At 59.7% G+C, this 15,833-nt stretch carries 27 protein-coding genes and 1 tRNA gene; 10 read left to right on the forward strand and 18 right to left on the reverse strand.

Annotated features, from left to right (window positions below; genetic code table 11):
- The first annotated feature begins 148 nt into the window (after positions 1 to 148).
- The 7 genes from NKJ88_RS11735 (at position 149) to NKJ88_RS11765 (ending at position 2,554) form a co-directional block, all read left to right on the forward strand.
- Positions 149 to 223: transfer RNA gene (locus NKJ88_RS11735), tRNA-Glu, on the forward strand.
- Positions 224 to 292: 69 nt separating this feature from the next.
- A complete protein-coding gene (locus NKJ88_RS11740; protein ID WP_352444098.1) occupies positions 293 to 709 on the forward strand; it encodes a hypothetical protein in 417 nt (138 codons plus the stop codon).
- Positions 710 to 810: 101 nt separating this feature from the next.
- On the forward strand, positions 811 to 1,365 hold the full coding sequence (locus NKJ88_RS11745; protein WP_352444099.1) for a DUF8453 domain-containing protein: 555 nt from the start codon (positions 811 to 813) through the stop codon (positions 1,363 to 1,365).
- 145 nt (positions 1,366 to 1,510) lie between these two features.
- Positions 1,511 to 1,780 (forward strand): zinc ribbon domain-containing protein, encoded by a 270-nt coding sequence (locus tag NKJ88_RS11750; protein WP_352444100.1) that lies wholly within the window; start codon positions 1,511 to 1,513, stop codon positions 1,778 to 1,780.
- 16 nt (positions 1,781 to 1,796) lie between these two features.
- Entirely contained in the window at positions 1,797 to 1,994 is a 198-nt protein-coding gene (locus NKJ88_RS11755; RefSeq protein WP_352444101.1) for a hypothetical protein, read from the forward strand.
- Entirely contained in the window at positions 1,985 to 2,125 is a 141-nt protein-coding gene (locus NKJ88_RS11760; protein ID WP_352444102.1) for a hypothetical protein, read from the forward strand. Before NKJ88_RS11755 ends, NKJ88_RS11760 begins: the two co-directional genes overlap by 10 nt.
- Before the next feature lie 15 nt (positions 2,126 to 2,140).
- Complete coding sequence (locus NKJ88_RS11765) at positions 2,141 to 2,554, forward strand: hypothetical protein (RefSeq protein ID WP_352444103.1); 414 nt, start codon at positions 2,141 to 2,143, stop codon at positions 2,552 to 2,554.
- A 37-nt stretch (positions 2,555 to 2,591) separates the two neighbouring features.
- Here NKJ88_RS11765 and NKJ88_RS11770 read toward each other — a convergent pair whose 3' ends face one another.
- Both NKJ88_RS11770 and NKJ88_RS11775 read right to left on the reverse strand, forming a co-directional pair.
- Positions 2,592 to 3,017 (reverse strand): hypothetical protein, encoded by a 426-nt coding sequence (locus NKJ88_RS11770; protein WP_352444104.1) that lies wholly within the window; start codon positions 3,015 to 3,017, stop codon positions 2,592 to 2,594.
- Positions 2,983 to 3,843: an ATP-dependent DNA ligase gene (locus NKJ88_RS11775; RefSeq protein WP_352444105.1), complete on the reverse strand. Its 861-nt coding sequence runs from the start codon at positions 3,841 to 3,843 to the stop codon at positions 2,983 to 2,985. The genes NKJ88_RS11770 and NKJ88_RS11775 overlap by 35 nt, the downstream gene beginning before the upstream one ends.
- Before the next feature lie 78 nt (positions 3,844 to 3,921).
- On the opposite strand from NKJ88_RS11775, the gene NKJ88_RS11780 reads away from it, so the two are divergent.
- Together NKJ88_RS11780 and NKJ88_RS11785 are read left to right on the forward strand one after the other, a co-directional pair.
- A complete protein-coding gene (locus NKJ88_RS11780; RefSeq protein ID WP_352444106.1) occupies positions 3,922 to 4,158 on the forward strand; it encodes a hypothetical protein in 237 nt (78 codons plus the stop codon).
- Positions 4,159 to 4,281: 123 nt separating this feature from the next.
- Positions 4,282 to 4,767 (forward strand): hypothetical protein, encoded by a 486-nt coding sequence (locus tag NKJ88_RS11785; protein ID WP_352444107.1) that lies wholly within the window; start codon positions 4,282 to 4,284, stop codon positions 4,765 to 4,767.
- 74 nt (positions 4,768 to 4,841) lie between these two features.
- On the opposite strand, the gene NKJ88_RS11790 is transcribed toward NKJ88_RS11785, so the two are convergent.
- The 16 genes from NKJ88_RS11790 to NKJ88_RS11865 all read right to left on the reverse strand — a co-directional run bounded on the left by NKJ88_RS11790 (position 4,842) and on the right by NKJ88_RS11865 (position 14,647).
- Complete coding sequence (locus tag NKJ88_RS11790; RefSeq protein WP_352444108.1) at positions 4,842 to 5,432, reverse strand: hypothetical protein; 591 nt, start codon at positions 5,430 to 5,432, stop codon at positions 4,842 to 4,844.
- A gap of 140 nt (positions 5,433 to 5,572) precedes the next feature.
- Positions 5,573 to 5,932, reverse strand: coding sequence for a hypothetical protein (locus NKJ88_RS11795; RefSeq protein ID WP_352444109.1), 360 nt, complete (start codon positions 5,930 to 5,932; stop codon positions 5,573 to 5,575).
- Positions 5,932 to 6,417 (reverse strand): hypothetical protein, encoded by a 486-nt coding sequence (locus NKJ88_RS11800; RefSeq protein ID WP_352444110.1) that lies wholly within the window; start codon positions 6,415 to 6,417, stop codon positions 5,932 to 5,934. The genes NKJ88_RS11795 and NKJ88_RS11800 overlap by 1 nt, the downstream gene beginning before the upstream one ends.
- The gene (locus NKJ88_RS11805) at positions 6,417 to 6,587 is read right to left on the reverse strand and encodes a hypothetical protein (RefSeq protein WP_023688255.1); all 171 of its coding nucleotides are present in this window, start codon (positions 6,585 to 6,587) and stop codon (positions 6,417 to 6,419) included. The genes NKJ88_RS11800 and NKJ88_RS11805 overlap by 1 nt, the downstream gene beginning before the upstream one ends.
- On the reverse strand, positions 6,584 to 7,093 hold the full coding sequence (locus NKJ88_RS11810; RefSeq protein WP_352444111.1) for a hypothetical protein: 510 nt from the start codon (positions 7,091 to 7,093) through the stop codon (positions 6,584 to 6,586). The genes NKJ88_RS11805 and NKJ88_RS11810 overlap by 4 nt, the downstream gene beginning before the upstream one ends.
- Positions 7,094 to 7,145: 52 nt before the next feature.
- Positions 7,146 to 8,654 carry a terminase large subunit domain-containing protein gene (locus tag NKJ88_RS11815; protein WP_352444112.1) on the reverse strand — a complete coding sequence of 503 codons (1,509 nt, stop codon included), beginning with the start codon at positions 8,652 to 8,654 and terminating at the stop codon, positions 7,146 to 7,148.
- A complete protein-coding gene (locus NKJ88_RS11820) occupies positions 8,651 to 9,049 on the reverse strand; it encodes a hypothetical protein (protein ID WP_156935488.1) in 399 nt (132 codons plus the stop codon). Before NKJ88_RS11820 ends, NKJ88_RS11815 begins: the two co-directional genes overlap by 4 nt.
- A 374-nt stretch (positions 9,050 to 9,423) precedes the next feature.
- Positions 9,424 to 10,008 carry a hypothetical protein gene (locus tag NKJ88_RS11825; protein WP_023710671.1) on the reverse strand — a complete coding sequence of 195 codons (585 nt, stop codon included), beginning with the start codon at positions 10,006 to 10,008 and terminating at the stop codon, positions 9,424 to 9,426.
- Positions 10,001 to 10,336 (reverse strand): hypothetical protein, encoded by a 336-nt coding sequence (locus NKJ88_RS11830; protein ID WP_352444113.1) that lies wholly within the window; start codon positions 10,334 to 10,336, stop codon positions 10,001 to 10,003. The genes NKJ88_RS11825 and NKJ88_RS11830 overlap by 8 nt, the downstream gene beginning before the upstream one ends.
- The gene (locus tag NKJ88_RS11835) at positions 10,323 to 10,517 is read right to left on the reverse strand and encodes a hypothetical protein (RefSeq protein WP_352444114.1); all 195 of its coding nucleotides are present in this window, start codon (positions 10,515 to 10,517) and stop codon (positions 10,323 to 10,325) included. Before NKJ88_RS11835 ends, NKJ88_RS11830 begins: the two co-directional genes overlap by 14 nt.
- Entirely contained in the window at positions 10,514 to 10,714 is a 201-nt protein-coding gene (locus NKJ88_RS11840; RefSeq protein WP_023688246.1) for a hypothetical protein, read from the reverse strand. Before NKJ88_RS11840 ends, NKJ88_RS11835 begins: the two co-directional genes overlap by 4 nt.
- Before the next feature lie 92 nt (positions 10,715 to 10,806).
- Positions 10,807 to 11,322 (reverse strand): hypothetical protein, encoded by a 516-nt coding sequence (locus NKJ88_RS11845; protein ID WP_352444115.1) that lies wholly within the window; start codon positions 11,320 to 11,322, stop codon positions 10,807 to 10,809.
- Positions 11,315 to 12,586, reverse strand: coding sequence for a tyrosine-type recombinase/integrase (locus NKJ88_RS11850; RefSeq protein WP_352444116.1), 1,272 nt, complete (start codon positions 12,584 to 12,586; stop codon positions 11,315 to 11,317). Before NKJ88_RS11850 ends, NKJ88_RS11845 begins: the two co-directional genes overlap by 8 nt.
- Positions 12,587 to 12,920: 334 nt before the next feature.
- Positions 12,921 to 13,589: a DUF2161 domain-containing phosphodiesterase gene (locus tag NKJ88_RS11855; RefSeq protein WP_023667651.1), complete on the reverse strand. Its 669-nt coding sequence runs from the start codon at positions 13,587 to 13,589 to the stop codon at positions 12,921 to 12,923.
- 339 nt (positions 13,590 to 13,928) lie between these two features.
- Entirely contained in the window at positions 13,929 to 14,204 is a 276-nt protein-coding gene (locus tag NKJ88_RS11860) for a DUF6074 family protein (protein WP_023725693.1), read from the reverse strand.
- A 146-nt stretch (positions 14,205 to 14,350) separates the two neighbouring features.
- Positions 14,351 to 14,647, reverse strand: a complete 297-nt coding sequence (locus tag NKJ88_RS11865) for a DUF982 domain-containing protein (protein ID WP_023667653.1) — start codon at positions 14,645 to 14,647, stop codon at positions 14,351 to 14,353.
- 279 nt (positions 14,648 to 14,926) lie between these two features.
- On the opposite strand from NKJ88_RS11865, the gene map reads away from it, so the two are divergent.
- Positions 14,927 to 15,760, forward strand: a complete 834-nt coding sequence (map, locus tag NKJ88_RS11870) for a type I methionyl aminopeptidase (RefSeq protein WP_023681623.1) — start codon at positions 14,927 to 14,929, stop codon at positions 15,758 to 15,760.
- Positions 15,761 to 15,833: the final 73 nt, after the last annotated feature.

A 15,833-nucleotide genomic window follows, 5' to 3' on the forward strand; every position in this document is an offset into this window, starting at 1 on the left:
CCAAAGATGTGCAACGACGCGAGGCCAGAAAACCTGCGCTTGCTCACCAAACTGGCCGTTTTCGCCCCTCTTGAAAAAAGTTTCCGCATCTGGCGGCTGATGGGTTGCCGGTTGGCAACAACGCAATTATAAGCCGCTTCGTCTGAGCGCGCCCATCGTCTAGCGGTTAGGACACCGCCCTTTCACGGCGGTAACAGGGGTTCGATTCCCCTTGGGCGTACCAGATATTTCAAGCACTTAGCGACATTCCTCCCTTCCATGTCCAATATTTGGCCAATATCCGGGTTTGAAAATGGCGACGAAGCTCGAATCAGATCAGGAAGCCATCGGGCGAATCCTGGAGGCTCTGCTCGATAATGGGCTCGGCAGCGCTCGCTTCGATTCATCGAGAGACGGCTTGAAATTGCTCCACATGGACGACGAGCAAAAGGCAATGGACATTTTTGACGACGTCCTCACATGGATGGCCGACGAGGGCCTGATTCGAGTTGCGAACAGATATCCCACCCTTTCCAGCGGCACCACTTGGATGGGAGTCCAATTAAGTTCCAAGGGGCTCGCTGCCCTGAAGAAAAAGCCGTCCGAAAACGAGAAGTCGGTCGCCGAGACACTCTCCGAAAAGGACGGTGATCTCGCACCGGCTGCCTACTCCAGGCTTGGCGCCTTGTTTGGCGGCTTTGTTGGCGGTGCTATCCAGACATTGAGTTAGGCCCGCCACCGTGAGGCAGCGCCTTGCCGTCCGGTGCCAATTGCGGCGCCAGTTCAATCCTGCGATTGTCCAAAGTCCGGGACGTTGGGGAGAGGCGGACAATGGACGTAAACCCAGACTTGCTGAACCTTGCAGTCGCAACTGTCGCACTGATCGTCTCGGCGGTGGCCTTAGGTTTTTCCATCTTCTTTTGGTACCGTCAGTTTCGCCCAATCATCACGGCGATGGTTGAGACGCACCACGGCGGCAACGAGGCGATCGCGTACGACCTGATCATCCTTAACTCCGGATCGATCCCGGCAAAGAATATCAAGCTCTTCGTTAGCGATCAGACAGCGCTTGAGGCGGCGCTTGGCGCCGGAGCCAACGACGAGAACAAGGGCCTTTGGTTGGCTTGTTTCGAGCCTTCCAGGGTGATCCGTCTCCTCCACAACGGTGCTCGGACGTCATGCTCTTTTGGTCTAACCCATAGAGATCCGCGTCAAAGCTTTTGGATCGCGCAGGCCGAGTTTCCGATTGAGATCGAATATGAAAGTTGGTTCGGAAAGAAATATCCAAGAGAGGTGAACGTTTTGCAGATCGCCGATTCTGACAGTTTTACAGGCGGTATGTGGGGACCACCCAAAACACTCGCATTAGTCCGGCCCAGTAAATGAAAAGCCCGCCACCGTGAGGCAGCGCGCCAAAAAAAAGCGGGGAGTAGGTCGTTTGCCAATCGCAATGCAATGGAGCGTACTAGCTGTCGCCGCGCGGCTGTGATTGTGTTCAGCGCGAGCTTCCTTTCGTTCACGGAAAACGACAATGTTCTCGACAATCATACTGCACGTGCTGGCGTCGCCGTTCTTGCCCCTTACCTTCGTACTACTGCTCGTTTGGGGGGTGTATCGCTTGCAGCGTAAATTCAAACGTGATGAACGGGCACGTATTGAGGCGTTGTGGCGTGATCAGCGGAACGACATCGAACCAGGCTCCAAGAGCTCCGGCCCAGTCCTTGAGAAAAAGTGTCCCGATTGTGCCGAGATGGTGAAGGCGGACGCCCGCATCTGCCGGTTCTGCCGACACGAGTTCTGATTGGAGGTTCTAGCAGATGGTCATTCCGTATCTTTCAATTGCCACCAGCTTTGTCGCGGCAGGCCTTGGCATCAGAGCTGCAACCATCCCTATAAGAGACAGCATTGACGACATGATGCCCGACATCGGCCGGCAGGGAAAATGGGCAAGCTGGGCAGCAGTCGCGGCCGGCGTGTCCGTGGTGCTGCAGTCCCTGGATAGGCTTTGGCAGTAGCTCTCTACATCGCCGCCATCACCTCCTCGATGCTTGCCGGCGCGATCTGGCGCTACCGGCAGCGTGACATGATCGGTATGGCCGCAAGCTTGATCATGGCTGGTTTGGGGCTGTATCTGCTGCTGCTCTGAAAGTGAGGATTTGCTGTGAGTTTTTTGCCGCCGCCGGACAAATCCATAAAAGTTACCAAGCAATCAGGAGCGTTTTGGCAAGTCGAAGCGGCTATTGAAGCCTTCGAATTGGGGCGCTTTGAGTGCGCCGTAACTTTGGCTGGCGCGGCAGAAGGGATGCTTCCGGAGAATCCCAATCAGGCGATTTTTAGCGGGTTAGTTGACCACCCCAAAAAACCGACATCAATTACGCGCAAGGATTTTATTGCGGTCATCAATCTGGAGCGCGATTGGCTAAAGCACCTAACGCCTGATGTTGCCGCTGAAATGGAAATCACTCTATTTGACGCGGCCTTCATGGTGGTTCGGGCGATGGCTCGCTTGGAACAGTGGTCCCCCAAAATGGAGGATTTCAAGTCTTGGTACATGGCCTTTATCCGTCCTTTGTAAACCAAAGATAGCGGGCGACGGAGATGCCCCAAGCCTACTAGCGTAGATCTGCCCCGGCGATGCGCCGCGTGAATGCCCGCTCGACTCCAGCAACAGCCTCATCCTTCATTTCGACTGTTCCGCGCGCGCCGCCGTCATGGCAGGTCCAGAACCAAGTGCCTGCGGCTGGGCCGTGCATCGTCTTCATGATGCGGCCGACCTTTTCCTGCTGGAACGCTGCGGCGAAATCGAAGGGCGCCGTCTGCCCTCCTATGACGGTCCGCGACCATGCCAGCCACACGCGAGCACCCCGCTCGAGCACGAACTTGAACGCCTCGTCCTGTTTCTCGAACGTCTGGAGGATCGCGCTTCCGTCGAGGACCTGAAAGCCGATTTGATAGGCGAAGCGGACGGTAAGGCGATCTGCTGGCATGGCTTCGATATACCGTTCAATCTTCCTCGCGGAAATCCTGCAGCGAGGCATGCCTAAGGTCTTCCTCGCCGCGCAAGTGCTTCACGCGGCCAATCAGCCCCGACTTAACCCATTGCGTTGCCGGTCGCTTCATTCCCTTCGGCGCCGGCCCGGCGTGCTCCTGGACGCGCTTCCATAGGCGTTCGCGAATAGGGCGGCTGGAGTTGATGAACGCCGAGCCGACATACTGCCCGGTCTTCCGATCGGCCATGAGCGCAAAGGCCGGCTTGCCCGGTTCCCGCTCGACACCGAGCAGGTCGTATTCCTCCACCATGTAGCTTTTGATCTTCAGCCAGGCGGTCGACCGGCCGCTGCGGTATTTGCTGTCACGGCGCTTCGATACCATGCCCTCAAGGCCGGCTTCATCGATCAGGTGGAATATGGCTTTAGCGTCTCCGGGCAGCGCCTGGCTGAATTGGATGCGAATGTTGGCAGGGATCATGCTTTCAAGGATCTCACGCCGTTCCTCCAGTGCCATGTCGCGCAGATCGTGGCCGTTGAGGTGAAGGAGATCGAAGGCGACGAAATAGAGGTCGTGCTGCCGGCGTGTGATCGCCTTGCGCAGCGCGGCGAAATCGGAAAGGCCGGCTTCGTTCAGGACGATGATTTCTCCGTCTATGATTGCGCTCTCGGCTCCGAGCTCTGCGCTTGCGGCCACGATGTCGCGGTATTTGGTTGTCCAGGCGAGCCCGCGACGGGTGTAGATCCGCGTCGCGTCCTCGTCGATGATCATCTGGGAACGGTAGCCGTCAAACTTCACCTCGTGAGTCCATCCATCGCCCTCGGGAGGCTTCTCCACCAAGGTCGGCATCAAAGGCTCGATGAACTTCAAACGCATGCACTGACCCACACCCGGCGATTCAAGCCGCGAGCTCGAAATCGGTTCCGGAACATTTTAGCTCAAATGCATGTTTCAATGGTTATGAAGATCGAAGCCGACGAATGCCGGGCAGCGTTGACGCTCATCCGGCGCACAATCGAGGACCACTGCCCGCCCGGCGCGCTGCCCAGCGAGGAAGCGGTAAACGGTCTCTATGGGCCGGGGCTCATGGATGAGGCGGAAGCCATCGCCGTTGCGATCGTATCGACCGTCGACAGGCTTCATTTGAGGTCCATCACAAAACCGCCCTCGCCGAGCATCAGGTCGTCCTAGGCTGACCCGTGGGAGCCTCGCCAGCACATTTTTCCAGAGCGCGAAATCATCGGATCTCCTGATGTGTCCTTGTGCCTGCGTTCCGATGATGATTTTCTGTTGTGGATCATTGGGGAGGAATAAATGAACGCGGGAAAGTGGCTCCAGGCCAATTTTGCTGGATATGAACGTCTTTCTCGATCAGAGAAAACGGAGATCAAAGACTTCCCAGTGCTGTGGTCGATTTTTGAAATGACGGCCACAATGAAACGTGCAAAACCGCAGACTATTATTGATGCCGTTGACCAAATTGCGCGGCCTTTCAGGTTCGACGGGCCCTTTCTAGCGGCGCTGGATTTTTATCGGGACAGGTTCTATCGCGACGGAGAAACCACACCCTACTTCGATGGCCTCAGCCTTTGTCGCATTGCCCGTCCTCTCGTCTTGCCTGTGCTGACCGGGGAAGCGACCCGGAAAAGGCAAAAACTGACGGCGCTGTTGCTCATCATCAATCGTCTCCGCAATAATTTTCTGCACGGCGAGAAGGCTGAATATGCTTTCGAAGGGCAACTCGGAAACTTCCGTCATGCAAACCGAACGCTGATGGCAGCAATTCCGTTGTGGCGCTGATGGTTTAGCAGTGATCCTCGTCATGTTTGGCCTTGTGGCTGATCGCTGCCGTCGCGATCAGACGCTACTGATATTTATCCCGCCATCTTGCGGAAGATCGCCATGGCGGTTGCCGGCGGCAATTCATCGAACCAAGTCCAGAACTCGTCGGCATCTTCCTCGGTCATGGCGTCGGTGAGGCGCTTCGCCCTGGCGCGCAGCATTGCAACCTTTTCAGCGGCGTAAGAGCCCCATTCGGCGGCAAGCAGCTTACCGGCTGCCGTGGTGGCGAAATGCTTCACCTCTGCCGGTGAAGCCGGGGTAACGTAAACCGTGCCGGCGGCGATCTCGCTGTAGATGGCATAGCGGGCGCCCTCGGGTACTTCGCTGTCGAAGCGTTCCATGAAAACGCGCTGCTCACGATTGCCGCCGAGGGCGCGCACGATATTGGCGGCATCGCGCTGGACGTTGGCAAGGTGAGCGCGAAACCCGCCCATCTCGTCCCAGTCGGAAACCAACCTGCGGCCGGCCTCCGAACTGCAGAGAGCGGTGCGGGATTGATCGGCATCCATCGGCCGCGTCGGATTGATCAGGTCGGGGTTAATTTCCGACTGCTCGGCCTCCAGCAAGGCAGCGTATTCCGCGTCAAGTTTCTCGTCATAGTACCGGTGGATGTCGGTTGCCATGATGCGGGCGATTTCTGCCTTACGACCGGGGTCAGGAAGCCGAGAGGCAAAATCAGCCCCCTGGTTCCCGGTCGTAAGGCCTTCCGTCGCTGAGCCTGCTCGGGCCGCGCCAGAATTCTCGGAAACTGTCAGTTCGTTGCTCATTTGTTGCCCCCTCTCGCGTGCAGCCACACACTGATTGCCGTGGTGCCGTCCCCTGCCGTGACGCTGGGGCGGATCTGGTGCGACAGCATACCGATTGGCTTCATTCCCGCCGCTGTGAACGTCAGCGCGTTGCCAAGAGGATCGGTCAGCGTGGCCCAAGTCGTGCCGCCGTCATTCGATCCCTGGATCGTGACCGACCCAGCCGCGCCGAAGGTGCCAAACACCTGGACGGTTCTGTCCTGAAAGGTGTTGAGGGAAACCGCATTTCCCTGATTGCCGTTCGGGATCGCAAGCCATTTGTAGCGGGTGGCGTGAATATCGGGATCGCTGACGGCGGCGCCGTTGGTCGTTGCCATTATGCGGCCCTCGTCGGGTAGAGCTGGGCCAAGAGCCGCGCCGCTAAATCAGGATTCGCGGTCACCTGGGTCATCTCGTGACCATCGGCCTTCCGTTCCGTGACGTAGCCATGGCCGTTGAAGACGACGCGGTAGTTTTCATCCTGGAAGAGCTGGTCATAGCGCGCGGGCATGGTCGTGAGGCGCGGCTTCGCCAACGTCACGCTCTTGGCATCGGCGCCGGCGACGAGGGCTTCAGCCACCCAGCTTTCGTCAAAGGCCACGATGGTCAGCCTGTCGAACTTCTTCAGCCCGAAACGGCCGGTCTGGACCTTTTTCCAGATCGACGGTTCCTTCAAATCGTCCGCGACGAAATCCTTCGGAACCCTGACCAGAAATTCACTCCAAACCTGGCCGGCCGACTGGCGCTGGACGCGTGCAGGATCGATATCGGGGGTTTGCCTGCTGGCCGATTTCAGAGTGGCCGGGTCAATTGCCTTGTTCATCAGAATACTCCCTTTGCGAGCAGTTCCTTGGCGCGGGCTTTCGCCTCTTCGAACGATGCGCGCTTCTCCAGCCGGTCACCGTTGGGGTGGCAGATCCAGTGTTCGATCACGTAGGATTCGATTGCTGCCTTCCCCTTCAGGATGGGCGTCAGCGGGTTGTTGTTCTTCACTGCATGTCTCCTTTGAGAGCTTTGGAAATGTAGCGGCCGGCAATCGCCTGTTCTTCGGCGCGCCAAGGCTGGTCGTAGGGGCTGCGAGCTTCCGGAAAGACGATTTGGCCGAAGCGGCGGACATGGCCAACTAGCGGCTTCAGCGCCGCCGTGAGGCGCCAACTCATCCGGTGGTCTGTCTCATCGAGAGCAAGGACGTTGTTCACGCCAAGCGCACGAAGCAGGCGTGCAGCATCGGCGCAGCGGTGACGGTGTTCCTTCAGGGCCTCTGCCAGGTCTCGTGCGGCCTTTTCAGCGCGGTCAGCGGCTTCGAGGCGGTGTTCTTCCACAACGATCAGGGTTTGCCGCAAGCCTTCGAGGCGGGCCTCCTCGATCTTGGCTGCTTCAAGGCGCTCGCGGCGGACCGCTTCACCTTCGGCGGCCTCAAGGCCGGAAAGCTCACGCTCGACATCGGCCATTTCGGCAAGGTCGAAAGGCTTGCCATCAAGCATGGCGATGCCGTGCATGTGTTTCAGTTCTACAAGGCGGCTTTCCGCCTCCTGCCGGCGTGATGCGAAGTCAGCCATTGCGCGATGGTCCTTTCATTTGCACAGGGCCGTATCGTCCTGTTTTTGCCTTCATGTTGGCGTGGGACAGATTGACGACTGGCGTGCGGTTGCTACCGCCATAGTGGTTCGCGTCAGCGCGGTTCAGGGACGGCACATGCATGATGGCGCCAAGCGCCGCGTTGCAGAGATCGTCGGAAGCCCCGGACATATGATCAATATTGTCTTTGCCGGTGCGCGTGGTGCGCCGCTCAAGCAGTGAAATCTGGCCGACAAGCCGGATGTTATCGAGCAGCGAGGCGGTTCCGCCCATGAGCTGCGGCAGCGAGTCCAGATAGATTTCCGAGCGGGATCTTTCAGAAGCTACGTAGCGAATTCCTTCCTTGCGGAATGCATCCGAAACCCACGAGCCGGCATATCGATCGCCGGTCACACTAGTGATCTTGTAGACGTTCAGGACGCGGCAGAACTCACCGACGACATCAGCCGGGGCAAAGGGCGGCTTCACCTCTCGCAGGCAGTCCAAAACGCCCCTGTCGCCTTCCCTGTGGGCAATGCCAAGGGTCATCGAATCGTGGGCGCCGCCGCTCGGGTCGCAGAAGCCCACGTAGCGGTATTGCCGCAGGTACGGGCGCTCATGGATGCCGATATCAACGCAGCGCTCCACCACGGCCCTATCAACGAATGTGGACAGGTCACCGCGAAACTTTGCATCCCATTCAGCAGCAGCCGATTCCGGGTCATCCCGGTGCGCCTGGTCGATGATGTCTGTGTCGATGGTCGGGTTGAAGACCTTGGTCCCGGCCTGCACCACCAGAACCTGTGCATCGTCCTTGCCGTAGCAATCCCGGTGCTTGGTGTAGAGCAGGCCACGCTGGGCATATGGCGACGAGATGCCGATCAGCATCCCGCCAGTGGTGGCCAAGGCAGGCAGAACGGCACGATAGGTCTCGACATCGGGCAATGACGTGGATTCGTCACGCCAGAAGCCCACTTCGTCAAAGATGCAGGCAATCAGGGTGCGACCGCGAACCGTGCGGTAATTGTTGGTGTGAACCGAGATGCCGATGTTGCCGGCAAGCTTGATCTCGTCATTGGTCACGCTCTCGACAAGCTGAGAGAGGATTGGCGAAGCTTCGAAGAATGCCTTGATGTAGTCATAGACGCCCCGAGCCTGCCGTTGTGATGCAGCCAGAACGAGGATGGTGCCTGTTTCGCCTGGGGCAAGCTTGCCACTGTGGTCTTGGAAGGCGGCAATGAAGTCAGCAAGGGCAGCCGCTACACGCGACTTTCCCGAGCGGCGGCCGATGATGCACCAAAGCTCACGAACGCGCTTGACGGGCGGCGCCCTGCCACCGGCAACGGCATTGAAGGCGGTAAGCTCGTCGGGGGATAGATCCAGACCATAGGCAGCGCGGAGGATGGCAATCCATGTGTCCCACGTCACTGATGGGCCGAGAGCAGCACCAAGCAGGTTCGGGTCACGAAGCGCCGTATCGATGGTGATGTTGGCCAGGCTCACGAGGAAGCACCTGCGTACCTAGTGGCGGCGTAGTCTCGCAGCGTCGGGGTGATGTCCTTCAAGGCACGGCGCTCTAGACCGAGATCGGCCAGCAGCCGGCGCTGTGCGTTGGTCAGGGCCATGAACTCGGTGATGTCCACTTCTTCGCCTGTGATGTAGCTGGCGGCGCTGTCCTTCAGCATGGCGCCAAGCACGGCCACGTTGTCGATAAGCTCCAGCTTCATGCTCGACAGATTGGCCTTGCCACCGAGATCGGCAGCCAGGGTGTCACGTAGCTCGAACACCACGCGGGCAGCAGTCGTGCGGCGGTCCAGATCGTCCAGCGTCCTAAGCCGAACCTTTCCGCCCTGCTTCGGGCTGGACTCGCCTTCCATCTCTGCTGCGTCTGCTTGCATTTTCCGCCTCGAATTGGCTAAACGTTGGACAGAGTACCAGTGTACACCCGACAAGTCATTGTTTTTGCTAGTCTATGTGCGTTCAAGTGAGTGCAATTTACCGCCTTGATACAGCGGCAAGACAACTGAACGCTACTGATTTGGCCTTAGCCATGTCTCAGGAGAAAACATGCTCCGGATGCTCGGTGCACTCAGGCACTCAGGCGATCACCTTCGTCCCGATCACGTTTGCAGCCGCTTTTTTTGCGTCCTCCAGGGAGTAGTGGATGGAGTAGGCCCGCCACCTGCCTTCTTCGTAGACCTGGAGTTCGTACATCTCAGCGATACGATGGCACGGCACAGTGCGAACACCTTGGCTGGGGAATGGCACTACCTCACCCATGACCTGCACCCCGAGATATAGATGTAGTGGTGGAATCCGCACTAAGCCCTGTAGTGGTGGAATCCGCACTAAGGATTTCCTGTTTGTGGTGCACAATCCGCACTGAAATCTGGCGTTTTCCGCCACTGGAGTTTTGTTTCTCAGATGCAGCTCTGGCCGCTCTCGCAATCATCTCTGCAGCCTCCAGGGTATCGATCTGGCGCCAGTCATTTGTCGGCTCTGCCTTGTCGAGATGGCGATAGGTCAGCCTGAATAAATTAGGGCGGCGCCATTCAGCATTGCCAGCCCTGCCTTCCTGCGTGATCTCAACGAAGCCGAGCGCCACCACCTCACGCACCGCTGGCGCGATAGCGTGTCTGTGGATCCCATAATCCTCGAACTGGTCGAAGGTCGTCGGCAGCTTGCCGTTGTCGTTCCCACCGTGGTGGCCTAGTTCGATCTCAAGCCGGTCCAGCACCCGGTGGCCAGATTGCGAGAGTACCCGATAGGCCGGGGACTCCTGCATTTCGACAAGGCGCCATGAGAACTGACCTGCGATCTTGGTCTTGCGGCCCTTGCGCGCTACGCCCTCAGCCATCGGCGGCCTCGCACTTCAGCCGGCGGTGTTCACCCTTATGATGCTTCCGGCACAACCACACGCCATCCAGCGGCCGGTCATAGTGATCCGGGTCGTGATGGAAGTCTGTCTTTGAGATGCCGCAGACCGCGCAGTCCTGCTTGACCAGGAGTCCGCGCTTGAGAGCGGACTGGACAGCGATGTGAGCCCAGCGCGCCAAGGGGTTGGCCAGACGCCATTTCTCTTGCGGAGTAAGCGCAGCAGCGATAGAAGTATGGGGTGACGTTTTTCCATTGCCGCCGCTCCGATGCCAGTCGGTCGCGGCGGTTTCTATTTCAGCGCTTCTCATTGGTGAGCCCCCTGATGCGGGCGCTCTCGCGCATCGACTCCACTGCTTCTGCAGCCGAGAGACCGAACCTCTTGCGCAGGAACGGCACCAGCGGGCGCTCAGCCTTGAACCAGTTGGCGGCGAGCCAGACGGCAGCCTCATCGGCCTTGTCGGACAGTTCGTGATCGACACCGCTGTTCATGCCGCCACCTCGACGGCATCCTGTTCGCGGGCAAGCCGCCATTCCGCGTTGGCCTCGGGCGAGATCAGGACGCGGTTGCCGACGATCATCAGGCGCGGCGCCTTGCCGGCCTTCTTGAGATTGTAGAAGCTGCCCCGGCTGATGCGGTTCGCCTGGCAAAATTCCGGGATAGTGAGAGCCGCCGTGACGGTGTTCATAGTAATCCTTTCCGGTTCAAGTGAACCAATGAAGAGGATGCCTATTTGAACCATGCGGAGGCACGGAGCATCTGAGAATAACGGAGGCTCCGTTATTCTCCGGGGTATGTCTTCTTGTAAAGGTCGCTAAGGCGCCGAACGATGCTGGGTTCAGTCGTCGTCTTGGATTGGAGGCTAGGATTTCCCGCAATCACCTTTCTCGCAGCCTCGGCCATGCTGTTTGCCTCTTTTGACGCCAACAGATCTCGCATCATGGTGACGAATGGCGCGTCTGTTGTCGTCTTCCCCGTTCCCGGCTTCCGCCCGTAGGCCGGCTTCGGTTGCGTCGCCACATGGCCTCCTGAAAGACGGTCAAGCCATGCCAATAGGCTAGGGAGATACACCCTGGTCATCGCATAGCGATCGGCCGCACTCATAAATGCTGCGCGCGTGTTTAGGTGATAGTCGGTCCAAGCATCGGAATTGGAATCGTCATCCGCATCGCCGGGAAAGCTGCCTTTGATCCTCTTCCGCCGTATGACATCCCATAGCCTGGACGCGGGATTGGAAACTTTGCGGGCCTCGACATAGGCGAGCGCCTCATCGAAGGAAATCCAGTCCTCAGACATTGGTCGCCTCCATAGGGAAGACATTGGTGTCCTCAATTCCAAACCTTGGTGCGCCAGCCCTCACCGCGTCGGCAATGTAGGACTTAGACAGATGGCCGTAGTGCTTTTCAACCATGCGGGTGTCTGTGTGGCCTAGCTGTGCCGCGACCACGAGCAGCGGCATTCCGTTCATCACAGCCAAGCTCGCCCATGTGTGGCGCAAGCCATGGAAGCCGATCACCGGATTGATCTTGGCGGCAGCGCACGCATCCGTCATCGGCCGCGACTGGTGAGACTTCCCCCAAGGGTTACCGGCAGCGTTGGTCATCAACAGCGCCGTGCCTTCCTTGCCGCTGGCGAGTTGACCAAAGAGCTTCTTGCCTTCCTCGGTCAGGACGACGTGCCGGACTTCCCCCGACTTGCTTTCACCAATGGTCAGCGTACCGACATCAGAGTTGAAATCAGCGACGGTGAGCCGAGCCAACTCCCCATACCGGGCGCCGGTTTGAAGTGCGGCCTGGACAATGCTGCGAAAATCAGGCTCGCAGGCGTTTACCAGGCGCTTGGCCTCGGCAATGGACAGATATCTCACCCTGGCAGTCTCTACGTCCTCGAATGGCTCCACGCGCCGCCATTCCTTGTCCGAGTCTACCTTCCCCTCACGCCATGCGTAATTCAAGGCCGCCTTGAGAATGGTCAGGACACGGTTTGCAGTGGCGCGGCGTTGGCGGATCGATGCGCTGTCGGTGCCAAGCTCTCGGTAGCGCTGCTCTTTCCCCTCCTTCGTTCTTAACCGTGGCGGCGTTTCTGAAACTTTGCGGTGCCATTTCCGGATTTCATCGGCGGTGAGTTTGGCAACTTCTTTATCGCCCAGCTCGGCTTCGATCAGCTTGCGACGCCACTTGGTGTCCCTCGCCGACTTCCTCTTGCCCTCCATCCAATGGACATAGGCATCCAGAGCGTCGTTGACGGTGTAAGGCCCCGCCTTGGGTGTAGGCGCGTGACGATCGGCATGAAGCTGGCGCGCACGATCCTGGGCCTGGGAGAACGTAAGGACAGTGGTGCCGTTGGCCTCCAGCTTGTCGTCGGCGTCGGCGATGGTTTCGACAACGTAGTCCTGTCCACCGATATAGTGCCGTGCGACCCACCGGCCGCCAGTCTGGCCCTTTCGGTATCCAAGGTGCAGGCCCTTGGCGATTGTTCGATAGTAAGGCTTTCCCCTCGCCGGCAATGCCTTGCGGGCATTAGCGGTGTCCATCTTCCTGTCACGTACCTTCTCGACCATTTGCCGGCGCCTTCCGTGTCCAACACTTTGTCCAATATATACCCCTCAACAGAGTTGGACAAGCATAAACACAAGTGAACATCACACGGCTAACCGGCTGATTTTATTAAATACGTTTGCACACGGTTGGAAGTGATAGCGACCCTTTCACGGCGGTAACAGGGGTTCGATTCCCCTTGGGCGTACCAGATCTTTCAGGAAAACAGGAAGCCTCGCGGCAGCCGCCGAACTAGCAGCGGCTGGAAGGGTGGCGCGGCGCATCGGTTGAAACGGCGAACAGCGGCTGCCGTGCCGAGGTTTCCCTCGGCGCCTGCTCGCGGCAATCTCCGGCCACTCACCCCTGGTCGTGCGCTACCTGCGGCCAGCGCTGTAACGCCGCGTGGCCACCCTCGGTCAGCGCGTAGACGCCGCGCTCGGCCCTGGCGAACCAGCCATAGACATTGTCCAATAGGATGCTGGGCGCGCGCGGCGAAATCGCTTTCAGATCGCGCGGGCGTTTCGGCCCGTCGGTCATGGCTGCGGCGCAGGCCAGCGCATCCTGCCGGTAGGCGGTCATGATCGGGGCGCGCGAGCCACCGCCGACCACCGGATCGCCGCGCCGGCGACGGTGTTCCTCCATCAGTCGGGAGCGGCGCTTCGGATCGCGACGCGGCGGCAGAGCCGCCGGGCTGAGCAGCACTTCGACCTCCCCCTTGCCGCTGACAGCCAGAAGCCCGAAGCCGAGCCGCCGGCACAGCGCGCGAAAACGGCGGTCGTGCTCGCGGCCTTTGCCACGCGCCGACATGCGCGCGGCCAGCCACACTTCGTCGCATGCCGCCGCGCGATCGACACCTTGCAGCACCAGTTCGAGGTTGAACTGCAATTTCAGTTCGCAGATGACCAGCACAGGCGGCTCGCCGTCGCGCACCGCCACGATATCGCAGTGGCCGACTTCGCCCTTGACCGTGAATTCCAGGCTCTCGAGAAACCGCTTCACCGGGATGTAGAGAGACGTTTCCTGCATCGCGCAGGCATAGCCGATTCGGATCGGGTCGGCACAGGGATCGCCGAGAGGCCGACGCCTTGCGCTAAACCGCCTCGATCCCACCATCTGCAAAAGCCATCCGTCAGGCAGGTTCTCCGGCGTGACGGTCCCGCCATAGCGCTCGACGATTTCCTTGGCGATGACCGACGTCGCCAGGGCCGAGCGCGACCAGTATTTCATCGCCTGTCTCGCGTTCAACAAGGCGCTCGCCGTGGCTGGGACGGCACGATCGACAGCGTAAGGCCCGAGATTCGTCGACGCCAAGACCGGTCCACGGTTGGCCACACAATGATGAGCGCGTGTGTGCTCTGTTTGAGGCTAGGGGCGGGTGCGCGTCCGGCGCTGCCCCGGTGCGGCATCGTCCGCCTTGAAATGCATCTCGTCCTGGACCGCGGCAAAAAACCGGCGGACATCGTTGGCCGCCGAAGCTGCATCGCTGCCGGCTGCGACCGCCTTGTCGAGGAGTTCGCGCGCCGTGGCCTTCCAGAACGACGTGGCCGTGTCGCCGTGCAGTCTGCCCAGCCTTGCGGCGACCTCGCGCACCAGCACGGTCTGCCGATCTAGCGGGAAGGTACGCACATTGGCTGAAGACATGTTCTGCACCATGAAACCGACGCAACGAATCAGACGCTGCTCTATGGCTCATGCCTAGCTGTGAAGTCGGAAACGGAACCTTAACGCCGCGGAGTCCGCGCCGATTGGAACGAGTCGGTTGGCCGGCCTCCAGGCCAAGCAGAACTCTAGACCCTCAGGCCCCTCGCCTCGCCGGCGCGCTTGGCCGTAACCATCATATCCCTGGCCAGCAGGCCACTGACCCGGCAAAACGCCATGAAGGCGCGCCAGGCATCCTCAGTCTTGACCACATCCACCGTGGCCCCGAAGCAGGCATTGAACGCCGCCTCATAGACCTTGCCCTGTCGCTTCTTTGGCCAGTCATGCAGGATATCCAGCGCCTGTTCGACGCTGTATATTTCCTCTACCGGCAGCCCGGGCGCGGGCGCGATGCGCACCGGCACCTCGAATTGCAATCTGTCCATTCTATATCTCCCGAACTGGCGTCGACCACAGCAACGCCGTTCGTCGTCAAAAGTTGCTTTGGCTGCTTTTGCGCGAAAATGTGTCGTCAGTGCGATCTCGGCATTCGGAGGAGATCGCGCACCTGGATGTCATCTGAGCGGCCGCGCAAGCCAGGAATATCGCCAGTATCAGTCCATTGCCGGCAGTTCTTCCTTGAACCTTGCGGCTTGCAGTGCCAAATCTGAGGAAATTTTCTAACGGGCTGGTATGCGCCGCCCGCTTACAGGCAAACGGACACTATGGTCACCTATCTCGACGCCGCCACGGCACCCCTCAGGAATACCGGCCAGATCCGCCTCTACGGCGAAGAAGGATTTGCCGGCATGCGCAAGGCCTGCGATCTCACCGCGCGCTGCCTTGATGAACTGGTGCCGATGGTCCAGCCGGGTGTCACCACCGAGACCATCGACCGTTTCGTCTTCGAATTCGGCATGGACCAAGGTGCGCTACCGGCGACGCTCAACTACCGCGGCTACACCAAATCGTCCTGCACCTCGATCAACCACGTCGTCTGCCACGGCATTCCAGACAACAAGCCGTTGAAGGATGGCGACATCGTCAACATCGATGTCACCTACATCCTCGACGGCTGGCACGGGGATTCCTCGCGCATGTATCCCGTCGGCACCATCAAGCGCGCCGCCGAACGCCTGCTCGAAGTCACCCACGAGTGCCTGATGCGCGGCATCGCGGCGGTCCGGCCCGGCGCCCGCACCGGCGCCATCGGCGCCGCCATCCAGACCTATGCCGAGGCAGAGCGCTGCTCGGTGGTGCGCGATTTCTGCGGCCACGGCGTTGGCCAGCTGTTCCACGACGCACCCAACATCCTGCACTATGGCACCGCCTCGGAAGGCGTCGAGATGCGGCCGGGCATGATCTTCACCATCGAGCCCATGATCAATCTTGGCCGGCCGCATGTGAAAGTGCTGTCGGACGGCTGGACGGCGGTGACGCGCGACCGCTCGCTGTCGGCGCAGTACGAACACACGATCGGCGTCACCGAAACTGGCTGCGAGATTTTCACCCTGTCGCCAAACAAGCTCGACCGCCCCGGCCTGCCGCCGGTCAGCTGAAAACAAGATCGCCTCAAAGCCGCAGCTTTGAGGCGCCGTCGCCGAAAAAACTCGACCGCGCGCTGCTTACCGC

Source organism: Mesorhizobium sp. M0016, assembly GCF_040324035.1.
Classification (GTDB): Bacteria; Pseudomonadota; Alphaproteobacteria; order Rhizobiales; family Rhizobiaceae; genus Mesorhizobium.